22 protein-coding genes, 1 tRNA gene and 1 pseudogene are annotated in these 25,922 nt (G+C 72.0%); 20 read left to right on the forward strand and 4 right to left on the reverse strand.

The genetic code is table 11. The annotated features are described in order from the left end of the window. Positions 1-21 precede the first annotated feature (21 nt). Entirely contained in the window at positions 22-1,767 is a 1,746-nt protein-coding gene (locus OG767_RS13340; RefSeq protein WP_405093679.1) for a CTP synthase, read from the forward strand. Beyond that, positions 1,764-2,369, forward strand: a complete 606-nt coding sequence (locus tag OG767_RS13345) for an NUDIX domain-containing protein (RefSeq protein ID WP_396777743.1) — start codon at positions 1,764-1,766, stop codon at positions 2,367-2,369. Before OG767_RS13340 ends, OG767_RS13345 begins: the two co-directional genes overlap by 4 nt. A gap of 62 nt (positions 2,370-2,431) precedes the next feature. Here OG767_RS13345 and OG767_RS13350 read toward each other — a convergent pair whose 3' ends face one another. Beyond that, complete coding sequence (locus OG767_RS13350) at positions 2,432-2,803, reverse strand: TM2 domain-containing protein (protein WP_107160804.1); 372 nt, start codon at positions 2,801-2,803, stop codon at positions 2,432-2,434. 170 nt (positions 2,804-2,973) lie between these two features. Here OG767_RS13350 and ald point away from each other — a divergent pair, with 170 nt between their 5' ends. From ald to OG767_RS13400, 10 genes are all read left to right on the forward strand, one after another. Then, positions 2,974-4,089, forward strand: coding sequence for an alanine dehydrogenase (gene ald / locus OG767_RS13355; protein WP_281939851.1), 1,116 nt, complete (start codon positions 2,974-2,976; stop codon positions 4,087-4,089). Further along, the gene (locus OG767_RS13360; protein WP_405094212.1) at positions 4,086-5,075 is read left to right on the forward strand and encodes a site-specific tyrosine recombinase XerD; all 990 of its coding nucleotides are present in this window, start codon (positions 4,086-4,088) and stop codon (positions 5,073-5,075) included. Before ald ends, OG767_RS13360 begins: the two co-directional genes overlap by 4 nt. A gap of 231 nt (positions 5,076-5,306) precedes the next feature. Further along, on the forward strand, positions 5,307-6,230 hold the full coding sequence (locus OG767_RS13365) for a ParA family protein (protein ID WP_091657002.1): 924 nt from the start codon (positions 5,307-5,309) through the stop codon (positions 6,228-6,230). A gap of 41 nt (positions 6,231-6,271) precedes the next feature. After that, entirely contained in the window at positions 6,272-7,291 is a 1,020-nt protein-coding gene (locus OG767_RS13370) for a segregation and condensation protein A (RefSeq protein ID WP_405093680.1), read from the forward strand. A 4-nt stretch (positions 7,292-7,295) separates the two neighbouring features. Continuing rightward, complete coding sequence (gene scpB / locus OG767_RS13375; protein ID WP_405093681.1) at positions 7,296-8,261, forward strand: SMC-Scp complex subunit ScpB; 966 nt, start codon at positions 7,296-7,298, stop codon at positions 8,259-8,261. Continuing rightward, the gene (locus tag OG767_RS13380) at positions 8,248-9,018 is read left to right on the forward strand and encodes a pseudouridine synthase (protein WP_396777735.1); all 771 of its coding nucleotides are present in this window, start codon (positions 8,248-8,250) and stop codon (positions 9,016-9,018) included. The genes scpB and OG767_RS13380 overlap by 14 nt, the downstream gene beginning before the upstream one ends. Before the next feature lie 173 nt (positions 9,019-9,191). Further along, positions 9,192-9,872 carry a (d)CMP kinase gene (cmk, locus tag OG767_RS13385; protein WP_405093682.1) on the forward strand — a complete coding sequence of 227 codons (681 nt, stop codon included), beginning with the start codon at positions 9,192-9,194 and terminating at the stop codon, positions 9,870-9,872. A gap of 46 nt (positions 9,873-9,918) precedes the next feature. After that, positions 9,919-11,325, forward strand: coding sequence for a ribosome biogenesis GTPase Der (gene der / locus OG767_RS13390; RefSeq protein ID WP_405093683.1), 1,407 nt, complete (start codon positions 9,919-9,921; stop codon positions 11,323-11,325). A 167-nt stretch (positions 11,326-11,492) separates the two neighbouring features. Further along, positions 11,493-11,566, forward strand: a tRNA-Pro gene (locus OG767_RS13395). Between the two features lie 219 nt (positions 11,567-11,785). Next, complete coding sequence (locus tag OG767_RS13400; RefSeq protein WP_405093684.1) at positions 11,786-12,130, forward strand: hypothetical protein; 345 nt, start codon at positions 11,786-11,788, stop codon at positions 12,128-12,130. Between the two features lie 100 nt (positions 12,131-12,230). Here OG767_RS13400 and OG767_RS13405 read toward each other — a convergent pair whose 3' ends face one another. Then, positions 12,231-13,256, reverse strand: a complete 1,026-nt coding sequence (locus tag OG767_RS13405) for a family 43 glycosylhydrolase (RefSeq protein WP_405093685.1) — start codon at positions 13,254-13,256, stop codon at positions 12,231-12,233. 220 nt (positions 13,257-13,476) lie between these two features. Between OG767_RS13405 and OG767_RS13410 the strand changes: the two genes are divergently transcribed. Then, positions 13,477-14,352, forward strand: a complete 876-nt coding sequence (locus OG767_RS13410) for an endonuclease/exonuclease/phosphatase family protein (protein WP_405093686.1) — start codon at positions 13,477-13,479, stop codon at positions 14,350-14,352. 26 nt (positions 14,353-14,378) lie between these two features. Next, positions 14,379-14,627: pseudogene (locus tag OG767_RS13415) on the forward strand (transposase); the annotation flags it as partial. 465 nt (positions 14,628-15,092) lie between these two features. Here the strand turns inward: OG767_RS13415 and OG767_RS13420 are convergent. Both OG767_RS13420 and OG767_RS13425 read right to left on the reverse strand, forming a co-directional pair. Beyond that, on the reverse strand, positions 15,093-16,550 hold the full coding sequence (locus OG767_RS13420; RefSeq protein ID WP_405093687.1) for an SDR family NAD(P)-dependent oxidoreductase: 1,458 nt from the start codon (positions 16,548-16,550) through the stop codon (positions 15,093-15,095). A 681-nt stretch (positions 16,551-17,231) separates the two neighbouring features. Beyond that, positions 17,232-18,227, reverse strand: a complete 996-nt coding sequence (locus OG767_RS13425) for a hypothetical protein (RefSeq protein ID WP_405093688.1) — start codon at positions 18,225-18,227, stop codon at positions 17,232-17,234. A gap of 2,024 nt (positions 18,228-20,251) precedes the next feature. Between OG767_RS13425 and OG767_RS13430 the strand changes: the two genes are divergently transcribed. From OG767_RS13430 to OG767_RS13455, 6 genes are all read left to right on the forward strand, one after another. Beyond that, on the forward strand, positions 20,252-20,692 hold the full coding sequence (locus OG767_RS13430; protein WP_405093689.1) for a DinB family protein: 441 nt from the start codon (positions 20,252-20,254) through the stop codon (positions 20,690-20,692). A gap of 528 nt (positions 20,693-21,220) precedes the next feature. Next, positions 21,221-22,123, forward strand: coding sequence for an alpha/beta hydrolase family protein (locus OG767_RS13435; RefSeq protein ID WP_405093690.1), 903 nt, complete (start codon positions 21,221-21,223; stop codon positions 22,121-22,123). A 208-nt stretch (positions 22,124-22,331) separates the two neighbouring features. Beyond that, positions 22,332-23,117: an ABC transporter ATP-binding protein gene (locus tag OG767_RS13440; RefSeq protein WP_405093691.1), complete on the forward strand. Its 786-nt coding sequence runs from the start codon at positions 22,332-22,334 to the stop codon at positions 23,115-23,117. Further along, positions 23,114-23,887, forward strand: coding sequence for an ABC transporter ATP-binding protein (locus OG767_RS13445; RefSeq protein ID WP_405093692.1), 774 nt, complete (start codon positions 23,114-23,116; stop codon positions 23,885-23,887). Before OG767_RS13440 ends, OG767_RS13445 begins: the two co-directional genes overlap by 4 nt. A 27-nt stretch (positions 23,888-23,914) precedes the next feature. Beyond that, on the forward strand, positions 23,915-24,793 hold the full coding sequence (locus OG767_RS13450) for a branched-chain amino acid ABC transporter permease (RefSeq protein WP_405093693.1): 879 nt from the start codon (positions 23,915-23,917) through the stop codon (positions 24,791-24,793). Beyond that, positions 24,790-25,890 carry a branched-chain amino acid ABC transporter permease gene (locus OG767_RS13455; protein ID WP_405093694.1) on the forward strand — a complete coding sequence of 367 codons (1,101 nt, stop codon included), beginning with the start codon at positions 24,790-24,792 and terminating at the stop codon, positions 25,888-25,890. Before OG767_RS13450 ends, OG767_RS13455 begins: the two co-directional genes overlap by 4 nt. Positions 25,891-25,922 lie beyond the last annotated feature (32 nt).

Raw genomic sequence — 25,922 nt, forward strand, 5'->3', positions numbered from 1 at the left:
CGGACGACACGGGAGCAGGCCTTGGCCCCTTCAGCACGGACGACCAGGCACATTTTCGTCACCGGGGGAGTCGCCTCCTCGCTGGGCAAGGGCCTCACCGCCTCCAGCCTCGGCAACCTGCTGACCGCGCGCGGGCTGCGCGTGGTGATGCAGAAGCTCGACCCGTACCTGAACGTCGATCCCGGCACGATGAACCCGTTCCAGCACGGCGAGGTGTTCATCACCGAGGACGGGGCGGAGACCGACCTCGACGTCGGCCACTACGAGCGGTTCCTCGACCGTGACCTCTCCGGCAAGGCGAACGTCACCACCGGGCAGATCTACTCGGCGGTGATCGCCAAGGAACGGCGCGGCGAATACCTGGGCGACACGGTCCAGGTCATCCCGCACATCACCAACGAGATCAAGGCCCGGATCCTCGGTATGGCCGACCCGGACGCCGACGGCCAGGTCCCCGACGTGGTGATCACCGAGGTCGGCGGCACGGTCGGCGACATCGAGTCGCTGCCGTTCCTGGAGTCGATCCGCCAGATCCGGCACGACCTGGGCCGGGACAACTGCTTCTACCTGCACGTGTCGCTGGTGCCCTACCTGGCGCCGTCGGGCGAGCTGAAGACCAAGCCGACCCAGCACTCGGTGGCGCAACTGCGCAGCATCGGCATCCAGCCCGACGCGCTGGTGCTGCGCTGCGACCGGGAGATCCCGGAGAAGGTCAAGGAGAAGCTCTCGCTCTACTGCGACGTGGACCGGGAGGCGGTCACCGCCGCCCCGGACGCGCCGAGCATCTACGACATCCCGAAGGTGCTGCACCGCGAGGGCCTGGACGCGTACGTGGTGCGCCGGCTCGGCCTGTCGTTCCGCGACGTCGACTGGACCCGCTGGGACGACCTGCTGGAGCGGGTGCACCAGCCGCGCCACACCATCACCGTCGCGCTGGTCGGCAAGTACGTCGACCTGCCCGACGCGTACCTGTCGGTGAGCGAGGCGATCCGGGCGGCCGGGTTCGGCCACCGCGCCCGGGTGCAGCTCAAGTGGGTGCCGAGCGACGAGTGCGTCACCCCGGCCGGCGCCGCCGCCGCGCTGGCCGGCGTGGACGGCATCGTGATCCCCGGCGGGTTCGGGGTGCGCGGCATCGAGGGCAAGGTGGGCACCGCCCGGTTCGCCCGGGAGAACGGCGTCCCGCTGCTCGGCCTCTGCCTCGGCCTCCAGTGCATGACCATCGAGGTGGCCCGCCACCTGGCCGGTCTGGACGGGGCGAACTCGCTGGAGTTCGACGAGGAGGCCGTGCACCCGGTCATCGCCACCATGGCCGACCAGGAGGACATCGTGGCCGGCCGCGGCGACCTGGGCGGCACCATGCGGCTCGGGGCGTACCCGGCGACGCTGGCCGAGGGGTCGATCGTCGCCCAGGCGTACGGCAGCACCGAGGTCAGCGAGCGGCACCGGCACCGGTACGAGGTGAACAACGCCTACCGCGACCAGCTCACCAAGGCCGGCCTGACCATCTCCGGCACCTCGCCGGACGGCCGGCTGGTCGAGTTCGTCGAGCTGGACCGTAACCTGCACCCGTTCTTCGTGGCCACCCAGGCGCACCCGGAGCTGAAGAGCCGCCCGACCCGTCCGCACCCGCTGTTCGCGGCGTTCGTGGCCGCCGCGGTCGCGTACTCCGAGTCCGACCAGCTCCCGGTCGACCTGGACGGCCCGGCGGACGCCGCCGCGGCGAAGAAGGCCGGCCGCAACGGCGGCACGAAGGCGGCGGCGAAGTGAGCGGCGTCGAGCACCGGTACGAGGTGACCGCGCGTCGGGACGTCTGGTCCGGCCGGATCTTCTCGGTGGTCAGCGACGACGTGACCATGCCCGGCGGCGGCACCGCGGCCCGCGACTACGTCCGGCACGTGGGCGCGGTGGCGGTGGTGGCGCTCGACGACGCCGGTCAGGTGGTGTTGATCCGCCAGTACCGGCACCCGGTCGGTCGGCACCTGTGGGAGCTGCCCGCCGGGCTGATGGACGTCAGCGGGGAGGACCTGGCCGCCGCGGCGGCGCGGGAGCTGGCCGAGGAGGCCGACCTGACCGCGGGGCGCGTCGACGTGCTCGTCGACCTGCACAGCTCGCCCGGTTTCTCGGACGAGGTGGTGCGCGTCTTCCTGGCCCGCGACCTCGCCGACGTGCCGGCGGCACAGCGGCACGACCGGCGTGAGGAGGAGGCCGACCTCCAGGTGGTCCGGGTCGACCTCGACGAGGCGGTCCGGATGGTCCTGGCCGGGGAGATCACCAACGCGGCCTGCGTGGCCGGGCTGCTCGCCGCCGCCCGGGCCCGGGAGACCGGCTTCACCGAGCTGCGTCGCCCGGAGGCGCCGCTGCCGCGCTGATCGGAACCGACGACGAAGGGGCCGCGCGGCAGACGCCGCACGGCCCCTTTCCGGTTCGCCGTTCAGTCGCGCAGCGGGCGGCCCTGGCCGTCGACGCCGCCGTTGACCAGGATCAGGATGCCGTCGACGAGGCCCCAGATCGCGCCGAAGCCACAGGTCACGAGTGTGACCACGAGCTGGATGACGCCGGTCTTGGTGTCGCCCATGTAGAACCGGCCGATGCCGAAGCCGCCGAGGAGGATCTGGAGGATGCCCGCGACGACCTTGCTCTTGTCCGAGACGCCGTACGGGTGCTGCTGGTAAGGAGTGGTCATGAGCGGACACCATAGTGATCCACTCGCGTTCCGCGCGCGCCGGCACCCCACCGGTGGGAAGATATTTACCGAAGTCTGTCCTGTCGGCTGATGGCGTCTCCACCGGCCAGCCCGGTCCATGCCTGACACTCCGTCAGCACCACCGGGCACCGGATGTCACAGTGTCGGCGTCCCCGCGCCGTCCGCGCGCCTAGACTGCCGCCGGCGGGACCTGACCGCGTCGGCAACGGAGCCGTCGCGGCGCCGCGCTGTCGGGGGTGAGCCGCGCCCCGGAGGAAGGTGTCTGCATCGTGAAGGTCGGAATCCCCCGCGAGGTCAAGAACCACGAGTACCGGGTGGCGATCACGCCGGCGGGCGTCAACGAGTTCACCCGCCACGGTCACGAGGTCTTCGTCGAGGCGGGCGCCGGGGTCGGCTCCAGCATCACCGACGAGGAGTTCGCCGCCGCCGGCGCGAAGATCCTGGCCACCGCCGACGAGGTCTGGGACACCGCCGAGCTGGTGCTCAAGGTCAAGGAGCCGATCGCCGAGGAGTACCCCCGCATGCGCGAGGGGCAGGTGCTCTTCACCTACCTGCACCTGGCCGCCTCCCGTGAGTGCACCGACGCGCTCGTGGACCGCAAGGTCACCGGCATCGCGTACGAGACGGTCGAGCTGCCGGACCGGTCGCTGCCGCTGCTCGCCCCGATGTCCGAGGTGGCCGGCCGGCTCGCCCCGCAGGTCGGCGCGTTCTACATGATGCGCACCGGCGGCGGCCGGGGCGTGCTGCCCGGCGGCGTCTCCGGCGTGTACGCGGCCAAGACCGTGGTCATCGGCGCCGGCGTGTCCGGCCTGAACGCCGCCGCCATCGCGCTGGGCCTGCAGTCCGAGGTGCTGCTGCTGGACAAGAACGTGGCCCGGCTGCGTTCCGCCGACGCCATCTACCGGGGCCACCTGCAGACCGTCGCCTCCAACGCGTACGAGATCGAGCGGGCCGTGCTCGACGCGGACCTGGTCATCGGCGCGGTGCTGGTGCCCGGCGCGAAGGCCCCGAAGCTGATCTCCAACGAGCTGGTCTCCCGGATGAAGCCGGGCAGCGTGCTCGTCGACATCGCCATCGACCAGGGCGGCTGCTTCGAGGACTCGCGCCCCACCACGCACGCCGACCCGGTCTACAAGGTGCACGACTCGATCTTCTACTGCGTGGCGAACATGCCCGGCGCGGTGCCGAACACCAGCACCTACGCGCTGACCAACGTCACCCTGCCGTACGCGCTCGAACTGGCCAACCAGGGCTGGCGCAAGGCGCTGCGCGGCGACCCGGCGCTGGCGCTGGGCCTGAACACCCACGACGGGCGGGTCGTCTACGGCCCGGTCGCCGAGGCGCACGGCATGGACGTGCTGCCGCTGGCCGAGGTGCTGAGCTGACCGACCCCGAGGCGCACCGGGCCGGCGCGACACCCGCGCCGGCCCTGCGCCGCGCGGTCCGGAGCTACCTGGACCACCTCACCGTCGAGCGTGGCCTGTCCGGGAACACGCTCGCCTCGTACCGCCGGGACCTGGACCGCTACCTCGACACGCTGGCCGCCGCCGGGGTGACCGACCTGGCCGCCGCCGGCCCGGCCGAGGTCGAGTCCCACCTGGCCCGGCTGCGGGCCGGCGACGACGACCACCCGCCGCTCGCCGTCTCGTCCACCGCCCGCGCCGCCAGCGCGGTACGCGGCCTGCACCGCTTCGCGCTGCGCGAGGGCCTGGCCGGCGGCGACCCCGGCCGCGACGTCCGCCCGCCGACCCCGCCGCGCCGGCTGCCCCGGGCGCTGCCTGTCGACGCCGTGCTCCGGCTGATCGACGCCACCGGCCCGGCGACCGCCACCGGCGACGACGCGCCCCGCGCGCTGCGCGACCGCGCGCTGCTGGAATTCCTGTACGGCACCGGCGCGCGCGTCTCCGAGGCGGTCGGCGCGGTCGTCGACGACCTCGACCTGGACGCCGGCGCCGTGCTGCTGCGCGGCAAGGGCGGCAAGGCCCGCCTCGTGCCGGTCGGCGGGTACGCCGCCGACGCGGTGCGCGCCTGGCTGAGCCGGGGCCGACCGACGCTGCTCGCCGCCGGGCGGGGCACCCCGGCGCTGTTCGTCAACGCCCGGGGCGGGCCGCTCACCCGGCAGGGCGCCTGGGGTGTGCTGCGCGCCGCCGCCGACCGGGCCGGCCTGCCGGTCGACGGGCCGGACGCGGTCTCCCCGCACACGCTGCGCCACTCGTACGCCACCCACCTGCTCGACGGCGGCGCGGACGTGCGCGTGGTGCAGGAACTGCTCGGCCACGCCTCGGTGACCACCACCCAGGTGTACACGTTGGTCACCGTGGACCGACTGCGCGAGGTGTACGCCACCGCGCATCCGCGCGCCATCGGGTGAGCGCGAGGAGTGAGTCGGGGTTGCGAGCCCCGCAGTCGCGAACGGAAGGTGGCTCAGCCTGACGGCCGGCCGACACGCCGACCCGCTGCCGAACGTGCTGCTCGCCCGTGGCGTACAGTCGGCATCGGCGCGGGCCTCCAGGTGCGACGGACCGGGGGTGCGCAGCGGCGCCGCGAGGGACGTCGGACGGCTCCGACGCCGGGTTGGTCGTCGGGAGGGGGCAACGAGGACATGGCAGGAAACGGTGACCGTGCCGAGACCTGGACGTCGGAGCTCCGTGAGCAGCAGGCGACGCTCGGCGCCGACCTCGGCCCCGCCGACCCGGCCGCGTACACGATGCGCAAGCCGATCCCGGAACCCATGCCGACCGACCGGCACGGCCCGGCGCGGATCATCGCGATGGCCAACCAGAAGGGTGGCGTCGGCAAGACCACGACCACCATCAACCTGGGCGCCGCGCTCGCCGAGTACGGCCGCAAGGTGCTGCTCGTCGACTTCGATCCGCAGGGCGCTCTCTCCGTCGGCCTGGGCGTCAACCCGCACAACCTCGACCTGTCGGTCTACAACCTGCTCATGCAGGACGACGTCACCGCCGAGGACGTCCTGATCAAGACCGACGTGGCCGGGCTGCACCTGCTCCCCGCCAACATCGACCTCTCCGCCGCCGAGATCCAGCTGGTCAACGAGGTCGCCCGGGAGATGGCCCTGGCCCGGGTGCTGCGCACCATCCGCAAGGAGTACGACTTCATCCTGATCGACTGCCAGCCCTCGCTGGGCCTGCTGGCGATCAACGCGTTGACCGTGGCGCACGGCGTGCTCATTCCGCTGGAGTGCGAGTTCTTCAGCCTGCGCGGCGTCGCGCTGCTGTTGGACACCATCGACAAGGTGCGCGAGCGGCTCAACTTCGACCTCGAACTCGAAGGCATCCTCGCCACCATGTACGACAGCCGCACCACCCACTGCCGTCAGGTGCTGCAACGGGTGGTCGAGGCGTTCGGCGACAAGGTCTACCAGACCGTCATCACCAAGACGGTGAAGTTCCCCGAGTCGACGGTGGCCGGCGCGCCGATCACCACGCTCGACCCGGCCTCCTCCGGCGCGCGCAACTACCGGCAGCTCGCCCGAGAGGTGATCGCCGCCGAGACGGACCGGTAGGGCGTCCGCCACCCGCCCACCGCGTCGACTACGGTTTCCCGGTGACCGCGCCGCCCCTCGACCCGCCGCACGGCGCCGGCGACCCCGCCGAGGTCGACACCGGGCCCGCCGAGACCAGCGGTTTCACGGTCCGGCTGGACAACTTCACCGGCCCGTTCGACCTGCTGCTCCAGCTGATCAGCAAGCACAAGCTGGACGTCACCGAGGTCGCGCTGCACAAGGTCACCGACGAGTTCATCGCGTACCTGCGCGCCATGGGCGACCAGTGGGACCTGGACGAGACAAGCGAGTTCCTGCTGGTCGCCGCCACCCTGCTCGACCTGAAGGCGGCCCGGCTGCTGCCCTCGGCCGAGGTGGAGGACGAGGCGGACCTGGCGCTGCTGGAGGCACGGGACCTGCTCTTCGCCCGACTGTTGCAGTACAAGGCGTACAAGGAGGCGGCGGCGCACATCGCCGGGTTGGAGGCGGTCGGCGGCCGGCGCTACCCCCGGGCGGTCACCCTGGAACCCCGGTACGCCGAGGCGCTGCCCGACCTGGTGCTCGGCATCGGCCCGCAGCGGCTGCTCCGGCTCGCGGTCAGGGCGATGAGCCCGAAGCCGGTGCCCGAGGTGTCCATCGCGCACGTGCACATGGTCCGGGTCAGCGTCCGGGAGCACGCCGGCATCATCGCCGAGCGGCTGCGCCGGGCCGGTGTCGCCACCTTCTCGCAGCTCTGCGCCGACTGCGAGATCACGCTGGAGGTGGTGGCCCGGTTCCTGGCGCTGCTGGAGCTGTACCGGCAGGGCCTCGTCGCGTTCGTGCAGGAGCAGGCGCTGGAGGAGCTGACGGTCCGCTGGACCGGCCCGGCCGAAGGCGACGCCGAGCTGACCGTCGACGAGTACGCCGGCGCCCCGGAGCCGGCCACCGCCCAGGCCGCCGCCCCCGGACCGGATGCCGCGTCCGCCCCCGGCGTGCCCGACGACGCACTCGCTGACGCGGTTCCCTCCGACGTCACCGTCCGACCCGCTGACGCCGGCTCGCGCCGCGAGGCGGCGGACACGACCGCACCGACGCAGGAGTGACCTGATGAGCGACGAGGAGCGCGGCGACTCGCTGGCCGACCAGGCCGCCGCCTGGATCCCCCCGTGGGAGCGCATTCCGCCCAAGCCCGACCCCACGGACGAGCCCTCGGGCCGCGCCGATCGACCCGAGCCCGAGATCTTGAACACTGACCGGCCACCGGAACCTGAAGCTGCCCACGATCTCGATCCCTCCACAGATCTTGGAAGCAATGGGCCCTCCGAGGGGCCGAATTCTTCCAAGATCTCGTCCGCGGGCGAGCCGCACCGAGATCTTGGTACCGGGGCGCCCCAGGAGGGGCGGGACCGTATCAAGATCTCGGGGGAGACCTCGCACGGCGACGAGGAGGGCGCTTCCGGCGTACCTCTGAAGCGTTCACGGCGGCGGGCGGCGCGGGCGCCGGAGCCGGCCCCCGCGCCCGTCCTGGACGACGCGGAGCTGCGCGGCGCGCTGGAGGCGATCCTGCTGGTGGTGGACCAGCCGGTCAGCGAGCTGGTGCTGGCCGAGGTGCTGGAGCAGGCCCCGGAACGGGTCGGCGCGATGCTCGACGAGATCGCCGCCGGCTACACCTCGGCCGGGCACGGGTTCGAGCTGCGCCGCGCCGCGGGTGGCTGGCGTCTCTACACCCGGCCGGAATACGCCACCTACGTCGAGCGGTTCGTGCTGGAGGGGCAGTCGGTCCGGCTGACCCAGGCCGCGCTGGAGACACTCGCCGTGGTCGCCTACCGCCAGCCGGTGACCCGGTCGCGCATCTCGGCCATCCGGGGTGTCAACTGCGACGGGGTGCTCCGTACCCTGGTGGGTCGCGGCCTGGTCGAGGAGTGCGGCACCGAAGCGGACAGCGGTGCGTTCCTCTACCGGACCACCACCATGTTCCTGGAGAAGCTGGGGCTCAACTCGGTGGACGACCTGCCGCCCCTGGCCCCGTTCCTGCCCGACGACGTAGAAGAGCTTGCCGATGCGACGCGATGACCGTGCCCCGAAGTCCGACGCCCCCGTGTACGAGAGCGCCGAGCGCCTCCAGAAGGTGCTCGCCGCCGCGGGGGTGGGCTCGCGGCGGGCCTGCGAGGACCTGATCTTCCGGCGGCGGGTCACGGTCAACGGCCGGGTCGCGCAGCTCGGTGACAAGGCCGACCCGGCACGCGACGTGATCCACGTCGACGGTGAGCGGCTCCAGGCCGACGTCCGCCTGGTCTACGTGGCGATGAACAAGCCGCGCGGGGTGGTCACCACCATGGCTGACGAGAAGGGCCGCACCGAGCTCGCCGACTTCATCGGCGCGCGGCTGGAGCAGCGGGTCTACCACGTCGGGCGACTGGACGCCGACAGTGAGGGCCTGCTCCTGCTCACCAACGACGGCACCCTCGCCCACAAGCTCATGCACCCGTCGTACGAGGTGCTCAAGACCTACCTCGCCGAGGTGGCCGGGCCGATCCCGCGCAACCTGGGCAAGCGGCTGACCGGCGGTGTCGAGCTGGAGGACGGGCCGGTGAAGGTCGACGGGTTCAAGGTGGTCGACACGCTGGGCAAAACCGCCCAGGTGGAGCTGACCCTGCACGAGGGGCGCAAGCACATCGTCCGACGCCTGATGGCCGAGGTGGGACATCCGGTGTCCCGGCTGATCCGTACCTCGATCGGTCCGATCAAGCTCGGCGACCTGCGCACCGGGCGGCTGCGGCGGCTGACCAACGCGGAGGTCGCCGCCCTGTTCAAGGCCGTGGGTGACTGACCGGAGACGATCGGGGTAGGGCGACCGGTAGGCTTCGACGCGGTCCGCGGGCCGGCGCGCACGCGCCCCCGGCGGTCGCCCGCGCGGCGCGGGCATGATTGACGACGAGAAACCATCCGCTCAACGGCGTCGCTCCGTGACGACCCGCGAGGTACGGGCTGAGGAGGACAACGGTGGAGGAAAAGGTACCGGCCGGGCGTTGCGTGGTCGCGGTGGACGGGCCGTCCGGTTCGGGCAAGTCCACCGTGTCGCGGCGACTGGCGGTGGGCCTCGGCGCCCGCTACCTCGACACCGGCGCCATGTACCGGGCGCTGACCTGGGCGGTCCTGCGTTCCGGCGTCGAGCTGACCGACACCGAGTCGGTGGCCAAGGTCGCCGGCGAGGCCGACCTGCGCATCGGCACCGACCCCCAGGGGTACGCGGTCACCGTCGACGGCACCGACGTGTCCACCGACATCCGCGGCCCGGAGGTGACCGGCGCGGTCTCCGCGGTGGCCGCCGTGGGCGCGGTCCGGGAACTGCTGGTGGACCGGCAGCGGCGGCTGGTCGCCGAGGCGGGCCGGATCGTGGTGGAGGGCCGCGACATCGGCTCGGTGGTGACGCCCGACGCCGACCTGAAGGTCTACCTGACCGCCTCCGAGTCGGCGCGCGCCCAGCGGCGCAGCGCCGAGGACGCCGCCGACGTCTCGGCGACCGCCGCCGACCTGGCCCGCCGGGACCGGCTCGACTCGACCCGCACGGTCAACCCGCTCCAGCAGGCTCCCGACGCCGTGGTGCTGGACACCACCGAACTGGGCATCGACGAGGTCGTCGCCCGCCTGCGTGACCTGCTCACCGAGCGGGGTGTGGCATGAACGGGTTCTCGCGGGCGCCGCAGGCGCGCACGAAGGGTGACTCGGCATGACCGACGACTTCGGTGGCTGGGTGGAGCTGCGTGAGCCGGAGGTCGAGGCCGACGAGCCGACCGGCCCGCAGCCCGTGGTGGCCGTGGTCGGCCGCCCCAACGTGGGCAAGTCCACGCTGGTGAACCGCATCATCGGCCGCCGCCAGGCGGTCGTCGAGGACATCCCCGGCGTGACCCGGGACCGGGTGCCGTACGACGCGCAGTGGAACGGCCGGGCGTTCACCGTGGTGGACACCGGCGGCTGGGAGCCCGACGCCAAGGACCGGGCCGCCGCCATCGCCGCCCAGGCCGAGGCGGCCGTGGCCACCGCCGACGTGGTGCTGTTCGTGGTGGACGCCATGGTCGGCTCGACCGACGTGGACGAGGCCGCGGTGAAGATGCTGCGGCGCAGCGCCAAGCCGGTGATCCTGGTGGGCAACAAGGCCGACAACACCACCATCGAGATGGAGGCGACCGCGCTGTGGTCGCTCGGCCTCGGTGAGCCGTTCCCGGTGTCGGCGCTGCACGGCCGCGGCTCCGGCGACCTGCTCGACGCCATCATGGCCGCGCTGCCCGAGGCGCCGCCGATCGTGGAGAACCGGCCGCGCGGGCCGCGTCGGGTGGCCCTGGTCGGCCGGCCCAACGTCGGCAAGTCCAGCCTGCTCAACCGGTTCTCCGGCGAGGAGCGGGCGGTGGTCGACTCGGTCGCCGGCACCACCGTCGACCCGGTGGACAGCCTGGTCGAGATCGGCGGCGAGACCTGGCAGCTGGTGGACACCGCCGGCCTGCGTAAGCGCGTCGGCAAGGCCAGCGGCACGGAATACTACGCCAGCCTGCGTACCGCATCGACGATCGAGGCGGCCGAGGTGGCGGTGGTGCTGCTGGACTCCAGCGAGGTGATCAGCGAGCAGGACCAGCGGATCCTCACCATGGTGGTGGAGGCCGGCCGGGCCCTGGTCATCGCGTTCAACAAGTGGGACCTGGTCGACGCCGACCGCCGCTACTACCTGGACAAGGAGATCGACCGGGAGCTGCGGCGGATCCCGTGGGCGATCCGGCTGAACCTGTCCGCGCAGACCGGCCGGGCGGTGGACAAGCTCGCCCCGGCGCTGCGCAAGGCGCTCGCGAGCTGGGAGACGCGGATCCCCACCGCGCAGCTCAACCAGTGGCTCACCGCGCTGGTCCAGGCCACCCCGCACCCGGTACGCGGCGGGCGCGCCCCGCGCATCCTGTTCGCCACCCAGGCCGGGGTGGCGCCGCCGCGGTTCGTGCTGTTCACCACCGGCCCGCTGGATGCCGGCTACCAGCGTTTCGTGGAGCGCAAGCTGCGCGAGGAGTTCGGCTTCGAGGGCAGCCCGATCGACATCTCGGTGCGCCCGCGCAAGAAGCTGGGCCCGGGCGGTCGCGGCAAGGCGCACGGCTGAGCGGTTCCATGGAGAAGCCGCCGGGGCCCGCCCCGGCGGCTTCTTTCCTAGGACGCTTTAGGGGGAGTGACGCCGGCCCGTGCGTCGCCGAGGGGCCCTGTGCGTACGGTGCGAAGATCCTGCGCTAAGCTGTACCGGCTGCCGCGGGGAACGACGCGCGGGGGCATCGGGACGTGGCGCAGCTTGGTAGCGCACTTGACTGGGGGTCAAGGGGTCGTCGGTTCGAATCCGGCCGTCCCGACAAGGTGTAACAGCAGGTCAAAAGGCTGGTCCGAAACGTCGGGCCGGCCTTCCCGGCTTTCTGGGGACCACGCCGGTCAAGTGCGCCGTCCGGTAGCGCTCCTTGACCGCTGGTCAAGGCGTAGGACCGGCTTGCCGGTTTTGTGAGTCGCTTTTCTGACGGTGGGGCGGGTCCTGTCGTGTCGGAGCCTCTGCAGCGGTTGGCTTGGGGGACGTCAGGTTGGGTGGCCATGAGGTGCTGGTCGCGTTGACGGTCCGCCGATTCGCCTGCGCCGACAGCTGCTGTCAGCGGCGGACGTTCGTCGAGCAGGCGCCCGGCCTGACTCGTCGGCATGCCCGTCCCACCGTCGTGGCGGCGGGCGACTTGGAAGCCGTCGCGGTGGCGTTGGGCGGTCGACCGGGCAGCAGGTTGGCGCAGCGGTTAGCGGTGTCGGTATCACGCCCGACGTTGATCCGGATGATCCGCCGGATGCCCGACCTGCCGCCGATGACGCCGACAGTGCTGGGCGTGGACGACTTCGCCCGCCGTCGTGGCCACCGATACGCGACCGTGCTGCTCGAGTGACACCGGTCGGGTCGTCGGCGGCCGTCAAGGGGGCCGGCCCCGGCGGCCCGATCACCGCGACGTGCCGACGCCTGGCGTCGGGCCGGGCCGGGCCGGGCCGTCAGCGGAACGCGCCGACGCGCGGCGTCGCGCCGTCCCAGCGGAAGATCGCGGCGTACAGCGCGCGGCGCGCGGTGTTGGGCAGCGAGCCGTCGGCCTGCTGTCGGCACGGCGCGGTGCCGGCGCAGATCCAACCGTGCAGGAAGATCCGCTGCTCGTCGTCGACCAACGCGGGGACGAGGTCGGCGCCGCCCGGGCCGCAGATCCCGGTGCCGCCGGTGGTGAGCAGCGGGCGCTCCGTCCTGCCGTGGAAGTCCCACCGGTCGGTGGAGGTGAGATAGACGGTGGCGTAGCTGCAGTTCTGGTAGCCGTACCGGGAGGCGAACAGCACGAATGTGGAGCCGCGTTGGCGCAGCACCGGGTTCTCGATGATCCCGTCGCTGCGGACCAGTTCGCGGCTGACGGTGCCGACCCCGCGGGTGCCGGTGTCGTCGACCCGCAGCATTCGGATCGACGAGGGTGTCTGTTGCGTCTTGTAGAGCACGAACCGGTGGCCGTCGGCGTCCTCGAAGGGCGACGGGTCGATCACGCCGGCGGCGGCGACCGGCCGTCCGGGCACCGCGTCTTCGGCGTCGTGCGCGCCACCCGGGCAGATCAGGGGCGCGGCGCCGACCGGGGTGTACGACCCGGTGGCGGTGTCGGCGGTGGCGGCGCCGATGCACCGCTGCCCGTCCTTGCCCTTGGCAGGCGCTGAGTAGTAGAGCACCCACCCGGTGGCGGTATGGACCGCGTCCGGCGCCCACACTGCGCCGCTCTCGGCCCAGTCGGGCACCGAACCGAGCACCGCGCCCAGGTCGGTCCACGGCCCCGACGCGGTGTCAGCCCGGTACGCCGGGGCCCGGCCGCCGGTGGCGAACACGACGAAGGCGTCGCCCTGTCTGACCACTCCGGGATCGGCGATCCCGCCGGCCGGCGCGTACACCGGTTGCGGGGTGGCGGCCGCGGCGGGTGCGGCGGCGACGCCCACCGCGACCAGCGACGCCAGGACGGCGGCCAGGAACGGGCGTCGAGTCCCTCGTGGACGCATGGGTCTCCTCGGCGCGACAGCGGTGCGGCGGGTGGTGTCGGTGGGCACGGCCGAGCGTGCCGGTAGCACCACCCGGCTGTCAACAATCGCCATTCAGTTCGGTCAATGTGGTGCTAATGTGCAGCTGCGGTAGCCGAGCTGCCCGGCCGGCGGCGATCCGGGCGATCCCCCATCCGAGCCGCGACGCGCCGGTCCGCACCACTCGGGAAGGGATTGCCCCATGCAACACAGAAGACGGTGGTCGGCACGCAGCGCGGGCGCCCTCGTCGGCACGGCCGTGCTGCTGGTGAGCCTGGTGCCGGCGGCTCCCGCCGCCGCCGAGAACGCCACCTTCAGGGCGGCGACACTGAACATCCTCTACGAGCTCAACCAGGCCCAGTTCACCCAGGACCTGCAACTGATCACGTCCCGGGCGGACCTGGTCGGCCTCAACGAGGTGGGCAACCGCCGGGCGTTCCTGCAGGACTGGGCCGCCGCGAACGGCTGGTGGCTGTACGCGCCCGAGCCGACCCAGGCGGCCAACGAAGCGCTGCTGGCCCGCAAGAGCATGTTCGACGTGCTCGACAAGGGGTCAAACTTCGTGTGCGACACCAACGGACCGGGCGAGGTGCCACCGGCCCGGTACAACAACTGGGTCCGCTACCGGCACAAGCCGACCGGGCGCAGCGTCTTCCACCTCAACGCGCACGCCAACGCCAGCATCGAGAGCGGCGGGCGGCCCGAGGACCTGCCGCGTACCCGCTGCGCCGAGCAGCAGTTCCAGGCCCTCAAGGACCTGGCTGCCAGCAAGAAGGACGCCGGCCAGGTCATCGTCAGCGGTGACCTCAACGTCGACTTCAGCGCCGACCGCGCCTACGGGTACGCGAAGTTCCCGTGGCAGGTCTTCGAGGCCAACGAACTGCCCAACCTGCGGTCCTGCTACAACCTCTACGGCGAGAAGGGGACCGGGACGCACGGCAACCGGCACATCGACTACATCTACTTCTGGAAGCGTGTCGAGGAATACCGCGAGATGTGGATGACCGACTATGCCATCGTGGGCGGCACCAATTCCGACCACAACGGGGTGGTCGCCACCTTCAGCATCGCGCCGTGATCCCCGGGGGCGGTGTCCCGACGAGCCTAGAGATCCGCACGGTCATCTGCTCGACCAACGCGATCGAGTCGCTCAACGCCCGCTACCGGCGCGCAGTGAAGGCCCGCGGCCACTTCCCCAACAAGCAGGCCGCGTTGAAGTGTCTGTACCCGGTGACCCGATCCCTGGACCCCACCGGAGCAGGCAGAACCCGATGGACGATGCGCTGAAAACCCGCCCTGAATGCCTTCGCCATCACCTCTAGCGACCGCTTCCCCGCCGCTAAGACCTACTAGCGAAGATCGCCGGAAACACCGTTAGCGAGACAGCCCCCACCTAGTCGGCGTCGCGGAGGGGCGTGGCGCGACGCGCTTAGCTGTAGCGCACTGCAGCGAGCGAACGTTGCGGCACAGCTTAGATGGGTCGCCCGGAGGGAGTTCAGGCGCTGTGTCGCCAATTAAGTGAGCAATTTCGATGGGTTGTCTCGGAAGGTGGTAAGGCTGAGTTTGGCGTCGTCGTGGCTGCCGCGACGGTGAGGTGATCGCTGGCGGGACCGGTTTACGGAAGAAGGGCATCAAGTCCGCATGTACCGTCATCGCGGGCCTGAATGAGCAACTCCCTGACGTGGCTGTCCGTGTCGAACGCTCCGCCTGTCCGCCTGTCCGCCTGTCCGCCTGTCCGCCTGTCTCGCCGTTGAGCCGATCTGAGCCCACGCCGTGGGTTGCCTTCCCCGGCGCAGGCAGGCTGGGTGGTCGTGCTGATCACCAGGCGCAGGGCGCGTAGTCCTTCAGGAAGCAGCCGTAGAGGTCTTCGCCCTGTTCGCCGCGGACGATCGGGTCGTAGACCCGGGCCGCGCCGTCGACCAGGTCCAGCGGGGCGTGGAAGCCGGCGTCCGCCAGCCGCATCTTCGTCGGGTGGGGCCGCTCGTCGGTGATCCAGCCGGTGTCGACGCTGGTCATGAGGATGCCGTCGGCCAGCATCTCCTGGGCGCTGGTTCGGGTGAGCATGTTCAGCGCGGCCTTGGCCATGTTGGTGTGCGGGTGCCCCGGCCCCTTGTAGCCGCGGGCGAACTGGCCCTCCATCGCCGACACGTTCACCACGTACTTCCGGCGGGCGGTTGCTGCGGCCATCGCCGGTCGAAGTCGACTGACCAGCACGAACGGCGCGGTCACGTTGCACAGCTGCACTTCGAGCAGTTCGACCGGGTCCACCTCGTGCACCCGCTGCACCCAGCTGTTGACCGGATCGAGGTCCGGCACCAGACCACCGGCGTCGATGGCGGTGGCCGCGGCGATCCGTTCCGGCGAGGCGGAGCCGCTGGTCAGCGCCAACGCGGTGAGCGCCTGCGGGGTGACCGTGGCCGACTGCGGCGGGGCGAGACGGCCCGCCGGGTCGCCCTGGCCGGTAGGTTTGGCGAACGTGATCAGCTCCGGCAAGGGGCCGTCCGGCAGGGCCGCCGCCTCCGCGGCGACGAGCTGCGCGTATGCCCCGGGCGTGCGGCGGACGGTCTGCGCCGCATTGTTGATCAGGATGTCGAGTGGTCCCTGGGCGCTGACCGAGTCAGCGAGGGCGATCACCTGGGCGGGGTCGCGTAGGTCGATCCCGACGATCCGCAGGCGGTGCAGCCAGTCCCCGCTGTCCGGCATCGCGGCGAATCGGCGGACCGCGTCATGGGGAAACCGCGTGGTTACCGTGGTGTGCGCGCCGTCGCGCAGCAGCCGCAGCGCGATGTACATGCCGATCTTGGCTCGGCCGCCGGTGAGCAGCGCGCGCCGGCCGGTCAGGTCGGTACGGGCGTCGCGGCGCTCCCGGTTGAGCGCGGCGCAGGGCGGGCAGAGCTGATGGTAGAAGGCGTCCACCTCGTGGTAGCGCTGCTTGCAGACGTAGCAGCCGCGCGGATTGTGCAGGAAGCCGGCCGTGGCACCGACGGTGGGGGAGGCGAGCGGGATGCCCTGGGTCTCGTCGTCGATCCGGCCCGGGGCGCCGGTGGCGGTGGCCGCCGTCACCGCGCGGTCGGCCGCCGCGATGGCATCCCGCCGTTCCTCGCGTCGTCGCTGCTTGATCACCTTGTAGAGCTTCGCGGTGGCCCGTTGCACCCGCACCACGTCGGGGTGATCAGGAGGCAGGTCCTCCAACGCCTCGAAGACGCTGAGGCAGGTCTCCAGCCGTTCGCGGTCAATGCCGTCTTGACCGGTTTCGGTAATGTTGTCCGCCGTCATGCGTCGCTGTCTCGTCCCGTTCCCTGCGCCGGATCCACCCGGCCCACCCCAAGTCCGACCCGGAACTGTACGCACCGCACGGCCTCCGACGCATCCCGCCTCTGCTCGACAGCCCACGAGGCGACGACGTCGACGGGGTGATCTTCCACTCCGTGTCAGCGGGATCCGAAGGCTCAGCGGGGTTCGTCGTGGGGTTGGTCATGGCACCGGCTCCTCCCAGCCTGGAGCGTACCGGCCGCAGCAGTCGAAACTACGGGGCCGGTGGTGCGCAGGAGCAGCCCGCGCATCACGGATCGCTGCACGACCCACCGGGGGCGGAGCCGGGACCGACGCCAGTTGTTCGACGCCGCTTCGCCACACCTGCCACGCGGATGCGAGCTACAGGCCCCTGACGACTCTCCGCTCGGCTCTCCGCTGGCGCGTCTACGACGCTCCGCGCGAGGGTTCGGCGAAGCCCGAGAACCCGCCACTCCTGACCGCGATCCGACGCCCATCACAACCAGAGCGAGTTGTCCGCCGGGGCTGGCGGCTCTCCCTGCCTTCGGCAGATGCCGTCCCGGAACGGGATGGGCTCGCCCCGGACCCGGGCGCATCCAGGGCAGCGTCAGGAAGGCGAGGGTGACCATCGGGACGTCGCCGAAGGCGTCGGCAGCGCCGACGGCCAGCGCCCGGCACTACGGGTCAGCAGAACGGGGTCCCGAGTTCGAAGCGGCCCGGGTTCCGCACATCGTCGATGGCTCCCGAGGCGCCGCTCCGCGCCAGGATCTTCTGGTAGCTGGCGTGCCCCTGAGAGATCAGCGCTCCATCGGCGTCCAACGTGCTGCGGTCGGCGCACCGCATCGGACTGACCGAGAAGGGATGACCGCCGTCGTCTATGACGATGTGCCGGGCCTCGTCCCCGATGTGGTAGTCGATCTGGATCTCGAAGGACACCGCCGATCGGGTGGTCATCGACCGGATGACCACGACGTCCTGAGCGGCGTCCTTGATCGTGAGGGTCTTCTTCAGGAAGTAGGGCTCGCCCGGCTTGTAGCCTCCGTTGTCGTCGTCGAGCGCGATCCGTGCCTGCGGATCGACGTCGTCGAAGTTGAACACCATCTCGGCGGTGTTGCCGCCCTCCTGCGGGGGGACCAGCAGCAGCGTGCCGTCGTACGGCCTCTGGTGGTGGATGTTGACGGGCTTGATGCTGTCGACTCGGATCGGCTGGTTGCGGTGGCCTTCGACGGTCAGCCGCAGCGTCTGCTTCGGAACCTCGGCGCCGCCGACCGCCCGCAGTTCGCCGGCGAGCCGGTCCAGGGTGTACCCGTCCACCTCCGGAACGGTGTACGACGACTTCGCCAGGAAGCTCCTCTGCGCGGGGGTCAGGGCGACTCCTTCGGGCAGTGCGATGATCCAGCCGTCATTCTCATGGGTGATGGTGTAGCGGACATCATCCTTCGCCCGCGTGACCTCACGGATCCGATCCTTGACGGCCGGGCCGTCGACAACCTCGCGCCCCACCCACACCAGGAGCGTGCTGAGAACACCGGTGACCACCACGGTCGCCACGCCGGCGATCCAGGCTGCCGGCTTGCTCAGGCGCCGCCACCACGGCACGGGCGGCTGCTTTTCCGGTTGCCTGTTCGGCGGGACCGCCTTCGTCGTACGCGCCGTTGCCTTCCGCTTCTTCCGCGACATCCTGCCCTCTCCTCGGAACCCGCATCCCGCCCCACGTCGGGCGCCCACAACTGCCGGACGACATCCCGACAGCGCAGAGTACAGAGGCGATCACGCAGATCGACGCACGGTGGCTCTTGTCCGCTATGGGCGTTTCGCATTACAGCCGTTCATCGGCGAGCCGCTCCTGCTTCGCGGCCGGCACCGAGCTGTGCCCGCTACCGCTCTCGGCGACGGCGGCGAGGTGCGCCACGATCTACCCTGGACAACGCGTTGATGGAGTCCACCATCGGCCTCTACAAGGCCGAGCTGATCAAACCTCGGGGCCCGTGGCGAAGTCTCGCCCAGGTCGAAGGCCACCGCCGAGTGGGGTCGGCTGGTACAACAACCAGCGCGTGCACTCCGCCGTCGGGCATGTCCCACCGCGCGCCCAGTGGCGACAGTGCTCGCCTGGTCTACGCCACTCGGGTCAGCAAGGATCAAGGGTCGGCCGCGCCAGCCACAGCGGGGACCGATCGTCGGACATGACGTCCACATCGGCTGCTGCCGCGGCCACCGCCGCCACGACGGCGGGCGACGAGTGCTGAGCCGCGACGGGCAGGGCCGAGTCATGCCCGAGCGGCATGCAGGGGTCCACTCCCGCTGCCAGACGAGCCCGCACATCATCCTCGCAACCACCAGCCCACAACGGCACTCCATCCCACCCCGTCATGACCAGCCCTCCCGTCGCCGGGCAACGACGCGACGCTAAACGACGCATACGACACACCTCGCGGGAGAATGCCGATGGCTCCAACAGAGCAAGGGCAAATGTGAATCGAGCCAAAACGCGCCGGCCGCGCCGCGTGCGCCTTCGGCCTAGTCGGAGTCACCCGCGGCGGCGACCACCTGAGCCAAGCCAGCCCAACACCACCTTGCTCGTGGGCGCTCGCCGGGTACTCGGTGGTGCTGACGGTCGCCTCGGTGGTCGTCCTCGTCGGGCTCCCGACCTCTTCGCGACCCCGGGGACAAGAACCAGGTCACCCCGGTGGAGCCGCTCCGGGGAGCCCGCTCACGATGAGCGGGCTCCCCGGCGGCTGGCTCGGCTCGACCGGTGCTGCCATCCCCGGGTCAGGTGACGTGCGGTACCCGCGCCGTAGGTCGGGCAGGATGGACGTCACCGGTGGGTCCGGGCTCTGGCGCCGACATGTGCCATTACCTGGGGTGGTGCGATTGCAGGGATGAGTGGGGACCCGGGAGATGCGAGCGCCCAGCAGGCGGGCAGTGGTTGCCGTCCCTGCATCCTGCTCGCGCCGGCCGACAATCCGGTCGGGCGATCACCTCCGTCGCCGGTATCGGGTAGGCCCTGGCCCCTGCCCGCGGCTGGAGTTGAGCGATCGTGCGCGGAGCGCCGCGTGATGCGGTCCGGGGCGGGGCCACCTCGCCTCCCGCCTCGGTTCGGGTCCACGGCGGCCCACCGCGGGACGCACGAGATACCCCCGTGAGTTCTGCGGCTCAGCGGGCGGGACGAGTGGTTCGCAACATGGCTCCCGCACCAGGGTGGACCGGCTGCGCCGGGCGATCAGGGGCTCGAGAAGGATGCCGGCGGCGAGGCTGGACGAGTTGTCGAGGAGTTCGCCGGTTGCACTGACGTGGAACGTGCCGTCGCCGAGGCCGGGATTGCAGCGGCCCACGAGCAGGGAAGGGTGCGTGCGCCGAAGGGTTCGGGACAGCACGGCATGAGGATGCGTAGACATGGCCTGATCTCTCTGAGGACGTGACAAACGGCATGGGAAAGAGCCGACGGCGACGTCGGCGACCGATGCACGGGGGAAGGTGTCAGGTCTAGAGAGCAGGCGGCGTCACGCGGGGTGAAGTCCTCTCGTGAGCGGGTGGAGAAGATCCAGTTAGAAGCTAGGCCGGGACGAAGTGGCGAGGCTACCCATTTTGGGGTACGGGCAGCGAAGTCTTTGCTGACCGTCCGTGGCCGGCGAAGTGGCCAGGGCGGGCCGGGAAGGTCAGCAGACTCGGTCGAGGGATGTGATTCGGGCCGTCGCTTGCGCGACGTGGCCGGGCGTTGCCCGGCCGGCCTGCGCGAGGTGCTGGACGTGCGCCGGCGGCCCGCCCCGGACGTTTGGTCGCCGCTGGAGTGGGCGTGCCACGTGCGGGACGTGTTCCGGGTGCAGGGAAGGCGTCTCACGCTGGCGCTGTGTGTGTCGGAGCCGAAGTTCGCGCCGATGGGCCGCGACGAGCTGGTGGTCACCGAACGCTACAACGCCCAGGATCCGGAGGTGGTCCTCGCCGACCCGACCACGGCCGCCGACGCGTTCGCGGCCCGCTTCGCCACGCTCGGCGAGGTGGAGTTGGCCCGCACCGGCGTCTACCCGTGGCCGCGGGGGGAGGTGCGTCCGCTGCTCCGGCTCGGCCGGCACACCGTGCACGAGGCCGGGCACCACCTGCTCGACATCCGCCACGCTGCCGAGCCGCGGACGGCAGGCAGGGCCTGACGCCTCTCGGCGTCAGGCTTGCGGCGGCGAGGCGAACCGGGACCGGCCGCCGCGACGGCACCTCGCCAACTGGTCGCAGAGTCAGTGGATCGGCGGGAGTCGGGGCGCTGCTCCTCGTACGTCCGGCCGTCGAGCAGGTGGGACGGTTAGGTCGGCGCGGCAGCAGGGCGGCCGGGTGACGGTGAGCAGTATCAGCCCGGAGCCCGTGCAGCTGGTGGTGACTAAGGTGCCGACGACGAAGTCTAGCCCGTGCTCGATGAGCGATGGCGGCACCGCAAACGTGCCGGCCGGAGTGCCCTCCCGGGTGGTCCGGCGGCCCGGCTCGGCACGGCGACGCGGTCCGCGCCTGGCCGGCGGGCTCGGAACCGGACAGCCTTTGATCACCCGGGGAACCCGTCGGTGGTCACAGCAGGTAGACGTTGTCGCCCACCCCGCAGCGGTACCGGCGATTTTGCCGATGCGGACGAGGGCGGGCAGGGAAAAGGATGACATCTGTCGATGTAACCCCACCCGTAGGGAGTGCCCGGCATGTCATCACCAACCACCACCCATCCCCGTTCCCTCGCTGCTCGTGCCGTTGGGATGGCGCTGGCCGCCGTCCTGGCGGCCGGCGGCGTGCTCGGCGCGTCGTCCGGCGCCGCGCAGGCCGCGGAAAACCCGTACGAGCGCGGCCCCGACCCCACCGTGGCGATCCTGGAAGCCAGCCGCGGCCCGTTCGCCGTCGCCACGGACAACGTCTCCTCGCTCAGCGTCACCGGCTTCGGCGGGGGAGTCATCTACTACCCGACCAGTACGAGCGCGGGCACGTTCGGCGCCATCGCCATCTCGCCCGGCTACACCGCCGCCTGGTCCAGCATCGACTGGCTCGGGCCCCGGATCGCCTCCCACGGCTTCGTGGTGATCGGCATCGAGACGATCACCCGTCTGGACCAGCCGGACAGCCGGGGCCGGCAGCTGCTGGCAGCGCTGGACTACCTGACCCAGCGCAGCTCGGTGCGGGGCCGGATCGACGCCACCCGGCTCGCGGTCGCCGGCCACTCGATGGGCGGTGGCGGCACGCTGGAGGCCGCCGCGTCGCGCCCGTCGCTGCGGGCCGCCGTGCCGCTGGCGCCGTGGAACCTGGACAAGACCTGGTCCGGGCTCCAGGTGCCGACCCTGATCGTCGGTGGCGAGGCGGACACCGTCGCCCCGGTCGCGACGCACTCCGAGCCCTTCTACACCAGCATCCCGGCCTCGGCCGAGAAGGCGTACCTGGAGTTGAACGGGGCCAGCCACTTCTTCCCGCAGGCGGTGAACACGCCCACCGCCCGGCAGATGGTGGCCTGGCTGAAGCGGTTCGTCGACAACGACACCCGGTACGAGCAGTTCCTCTGCCCGGGACCGACCGGTCTGGCGATCGAGGAGTACCGCAACACCTGCCCGAGCGCCTGACCCCGTCGGGCGTCCCTGACCGCCCCGGCCGGCCCGCCGTCGCCCCGCGCGACGGCGGGCCGGCTGCCGTCCGGTCCCCGGTGCACCGTGCCCGGTCGGGTCCGGGATCGCCGCGGCGCGGGCGCCGGGCGAAGGTATTGACGCCGGAGGCGAGAAACGTACACTCCGAGTGTAAATATCGCGCTCCGCCGGACCGAGGGATGGGTCAATGGAGCAAGGTCTCGCGCTGCACCACATCGGGGTGCGCTTCGGTGGTCTCACCGCCCTCGACGACGTCTCGCTACGGGTGCCCGCCGGCCGGGTGGTCGGCGTGATCGGCCCCAACGGCGCGGGGAAGACCACCCTGTTCAACGTCATCTGCGGCTTCGTCGCCCCGGACGCGGGCACCCTCACCCTCGACGGCCGCCCACTGCGGCCCCGGCCGCACCGGCTGACCCGGCTGGGTATCGCCCGGACACTGCAGGGCACCGGGCTCTTCGCCGGGCTCACCGTGCTGGAGAACGTGATGGCCGGCGCCACCCACACCGCCCGTGCGGGCTTCCTGCCGGCGCTGCTCGGCCTGCCCGCCAGCGACCGCGACGAGCACCGGCTGCGCCGGGACGCCCTCGACGTGCTCGACCGGCTGGGCATCGCCGGGTACGCCGCCGCCGCGCCGGGCACGCTGCCCTTCGCCGTACGGCAGCGGGCCGCCCTGGCCCGCGCCCTGGTGGCCCGGCCCCGGCTGCTCCTGCTCGACGAGCCCGCCGGCGGCCTCGGCGCCGAGGACATCGCCGAGCTCGCGGAGCTGATCCGCGAACTGCCCGGTCGTGACCCGGACCCCTGCGCGGTGCTGCTCGTCGAGCATCACATGGATCTGGTGATGTCCGTCTGCGACGACATCGTGGTGCTCGACTTCGGGCGGGTGATCGCCGCCGGCACGCCGGACGAGGTGCGCGACGACCCGGCGGTCGCCGACGCCTACCTGGGCGCGGCCGTGGACGAGGCCGCCGCATGAGCGGGCGAATCAGCCGGCTCGACGCGCCGGCCCCGCGCGGCGGTGGCGCGAGCGGCGGGGACCTGCTCACCGTGCGAGGGCTGGTGGCCGGCTACGGCGCCGCGCCGGTGCTGCGCGAGGTCGACCTCGCGGTCCCCGCCGGTACCATCGCGGCGGTGGTCGGGGCGAACGGCGCCGGCAAGACCACCCTGCTGCGCGCCCTGTCCGGCATGCTGCGCCCGCTGGCCGGCCAGGTCGTGCTCGCCGGGGAGGACCTGCGCGGCACCCCGGTGGAGCAACTGGTGCGCCGGGGGATGGCGCACGTCCCCGAGGGGCGCGGGGTGATCGGCGAGCTCACCGTGGACGAGAACCTGCGGCTGGGCGGGCTGTGGCGCCGCGACAAGGCTGACTCCGCCCGCGCCCGGGACGAGGTGTACCAGCTTTTCGAGCCGCTGGCCCGGCGTCGTGGCCACCTCGGCCACCAGCTCTCCGGCGGCGAACGGCAGATGCTCGCCCTCGGCCGGGCCCTGGTCGGCCGGCCCCGCCTGCTGCTGCTCGACGAGCCGTCGCTCGGCCTGGCGCCGCGGGTGGTCGCCCAGATCATGGCCCTGCTGCGCCAGCTGCGCGACGGCACCGGGCTGACCGTGCTGCTGGTCGAGCAGAACGTCCGCAGCGCTCTCTCCGTCGCCGACCAGGGGATCGTGATGTCCCTCGGCCGGGTGGTCCGCGCCGCCCCGGCGCAGCGGCTGCGTGACGACGTCGACCTGCGGCACGCGTATCTCGGATTCTGAACCCCTCGTCTCCTCCGAAGGAGGACTGTGGAGCGTTTCGTCTTCCTCACCTTCGACGGCTTCTCCCGGGGCGCCGTCTACGCGGCGTTCGCGCTGGCACTGGTGCTCATCTGGCGGGCCGCGCGGATCGTCAACTTCGCCCAGGGCGCGATGGCCGTCGCGGCCGCGTACGTCGCCTACAGCGTGTCCGTGTCGACCGGCTCCTACTGGCTGGGCTTCCTGGCCGCGCTCGCCGCCGGTCTGCTGCTCGGCGCGGTCGTGGACCGGGCGGTGATGCGCTTCGTCGACCACGCCTCACCGCTCAACCCGGTGATCGTCGCGCTCGGGCTGGTCCTGGTGATCCAGGCAGTCCTCGGCATGCTCTACGGCAACGAGTTCCACCCCGCCGGGACGCCGTTCAGCCGTGCCGCGCTCACCGTCGGCGGGTTCGCCGTCGGCTCACCGTACGACCTGTTCGTCTTCGCCACGGTGGGGGTGACCATGGTCGCGCTCGCCTGGATCTTCGCGCGTACCCCGGTCGGCCTGCGGATGCGCGCGGCGGCCTTCGCCCCGGAGGTCTCCCGCCTGCTGGGGGTCAACGTGGGCGGCATGCTCGCCCTCGGCTGGGCCCTCGCCTCGGGGGTGGGGGCCCTGGCCGCCATGCTGGTGATCCCCACCGAACTGGGCCTGCACCCGAACGCCATGGACCTGGTCTTCGTCTCGGCGTTCACCGCGGCGGTGGTCGGCGGACTGGACAGCCCGCCGGGGGCGGTGGTCGGCGGACTGGTGGTGGGCCTGCTGCTCTCCTACGTCAGCGGATACGCCGGCAGCGACCTCACCCCGCTCGCGGTACTGGTCCTGCTGCTGGCCGTGCTGCTGGTCCGGCCCGGCGGGCTGTTCGCTCCGGTCGCCGCGAGGCGGGTGTGAGCGCCACCCGGGCGGCGGCGCCGCAGCGGGCGGCCACCGGCACGCGCGCCGACGACCGCCGCGGGTCCACTCTGCTGCGGCACCTGGCGGTGGCGACCATCGCGGCACTGCTGGTGCTGGCGGCGAGCTACGGCCTGGCGCCGTTCCGCAACTTCCAGCTCGCCACGGTGGCCGCCTACCTCTGCGCGACCGCCGGACTGACCGTCCTGACCGGACTCAACGGTCAGCTCTCGCTCGGGCACGGCGCACTGATGGCGACCGGCGCCTACACGGTGGCGCTCTGCCAGGGCGCGTTCGCCGACCACGGGATGACCGACGGCTGGCTGCTCCCGCTGTCGCTGGTCGCGGCGGTCCTGGTCACGGTGGGCGTCGGTGCCGTGGTCGGGGCGGCCGCCGCCCGCCTGCGCGGTCCGTACCTCGCCGGCGTGACGCTGGCCGTCGCGGTCGTGGTGCCCGCCCTCACGGTCACCTTCGACGACGTCTTCAACGGCGACCAGGGGCTCTCGGTGCCGGTCGAGCCGCCGCCGCTGGCGCTCGGCGCCTACTTCCCCTACGAGCGGTGGCAGCTCTGGATCGCCACGGCGGCCACCCTGGTCGCCCTGGTGCTGCTGGCCAACCTGGTCCGCAGCCGGTACGGCCGCACCTTCCGGGCGGTCCGGGACGACGAGGTGGCGGCCCGCCTCGCCGGCATCCACGTGGCCCGTACCCAGGTGCTCGCCTTCGTGGTCAGCGCGGCCGGCGCCGGGCTCGGCGGCGCGCTGCTCGCGGTGCTTGCGCAGAGCGTCTCGCCCGGGGGGTTCTCGCTGACCCTGTCGCTCTTCCTGCTCATGGCCGTGGTGATCGGCGGTCTCGGCCGCCTCGTCGGGGCGCTCTGGGGAGCCGTCCTGCTGGTCGCCCTGCCCGACCTGACGCACTCCGTGACCGACCTGTTCACCGTCTCACCGGCGGTGGCGCAGCGGCTGGAGGGCAACCTGCCGTTGGCGATCTTCGGGATCACCCTGGTCGTCGTCATGATCGCCGCGCCCGGCGGCGTGCAGGGACTGCTGTCCCGGCTCGGCCGGGAGCTACTGGCCCGGTGGCCGGGGCGGCGGTCCTAGCAAGCCCCGGCGGCATGGCCGCCGGCACCCAA

The sequence above is a fragment of the Micromonospora sp. NBC_01392 genome, from assembly GCF_045040125.1.
Lineage (GTDB): Bacteria > Actinomycetota > Actinomycetes > Mycobacteriales > Micromonosporaceae > Micromonospora.

Excerpts from the sequence above, each read along its gene's own strand:
- OG767_RS13350 (WP_107160804.1), bottom strand. The coding sequence starts at position 2,803 with ATGGACCGGGCTGGCCGGTGGAGACGCCATCAGCCGACAGGACAGACT.
- OG767_RS13365 (WP_091657002.1), top strand. The coding sequence starts at position 5,307 with ATGGCAGGAAACGGTGACCGTGCCGAGACCTGGACGTCGGAGCTCCGT.
- scpB (WP_405093681.1), top strand. The coding sequence starts at position 7,296 with ATGAGCGACGAGGAGCGCGGCGACTCGCTGGCCGACCAGGCCGCCGCC.
- OG767_RS13380 (WP_396777735.1), top strand. The coding sequence starts at position 8,248 with ATGCGACGCGATGACCGTGCCCCGAAGTCCGACGCCCCCGTGTACGAG.
- der (WP_405093683.1), top strand. The coding sequence starts at position 9,919 with ATGACCGACGACTTCGGTGGCTGGGTGGAGCTGCGTGAGCCGGAGGTC.
- OG767_RS13405 (WP_405093685.1), bottom strand. The coding sequence starts at position 13,256 with ATGCGTCCACGAGGGACTCGACGCCCGTTCCTGGCCGCCGTCCTGGCG.
- OG767_RS13410 (WP_405093686.1), top strand. The coding sequence starts at position 13,477 with ATGCAACACAGAAGACGGTGGTCGGCACGCAGCGCGGGCGCCCTCGTC.
- OG767_RS13420 (WP_405093687.1), bottom strand. The coding sequence starts at position 16,550 with ATGACGGCGGACAACATTACCGAAACCGGTCAAGACGGCATTGACCGC.
- OG767_RS13425 (WP_405093688.1), bottom strand. The coding sequence starts at position 18,227 with ATGTCGCGGAAGAAGCGGAAGGCAACGGCGCGTACGACGAAGGCGGTC.
- OG767_RS13435 (WP_405093690.1), top strand. The coding sequence starts at position 21,221 with ATGTCATCACCAACCACCACCCATCCCCGTTCCCTCGCTGCTCGTGCC.
- OG767_RS13440 (WP_405093691.1), top strand. The coding sequence starts at position 22,332 with ATGGAGCAAGGTCTCGCGCTGCACCACATCGGGGTGCGCTTCGGTGGT.
- OG767_RS13445 (WP_405093692.1), top strand. The coding sequence starts at position 23,114 with ATGAGCGGGCGAATCAGCCGGCTCGACGCGCCGGCCCCGCGCGGCGGT.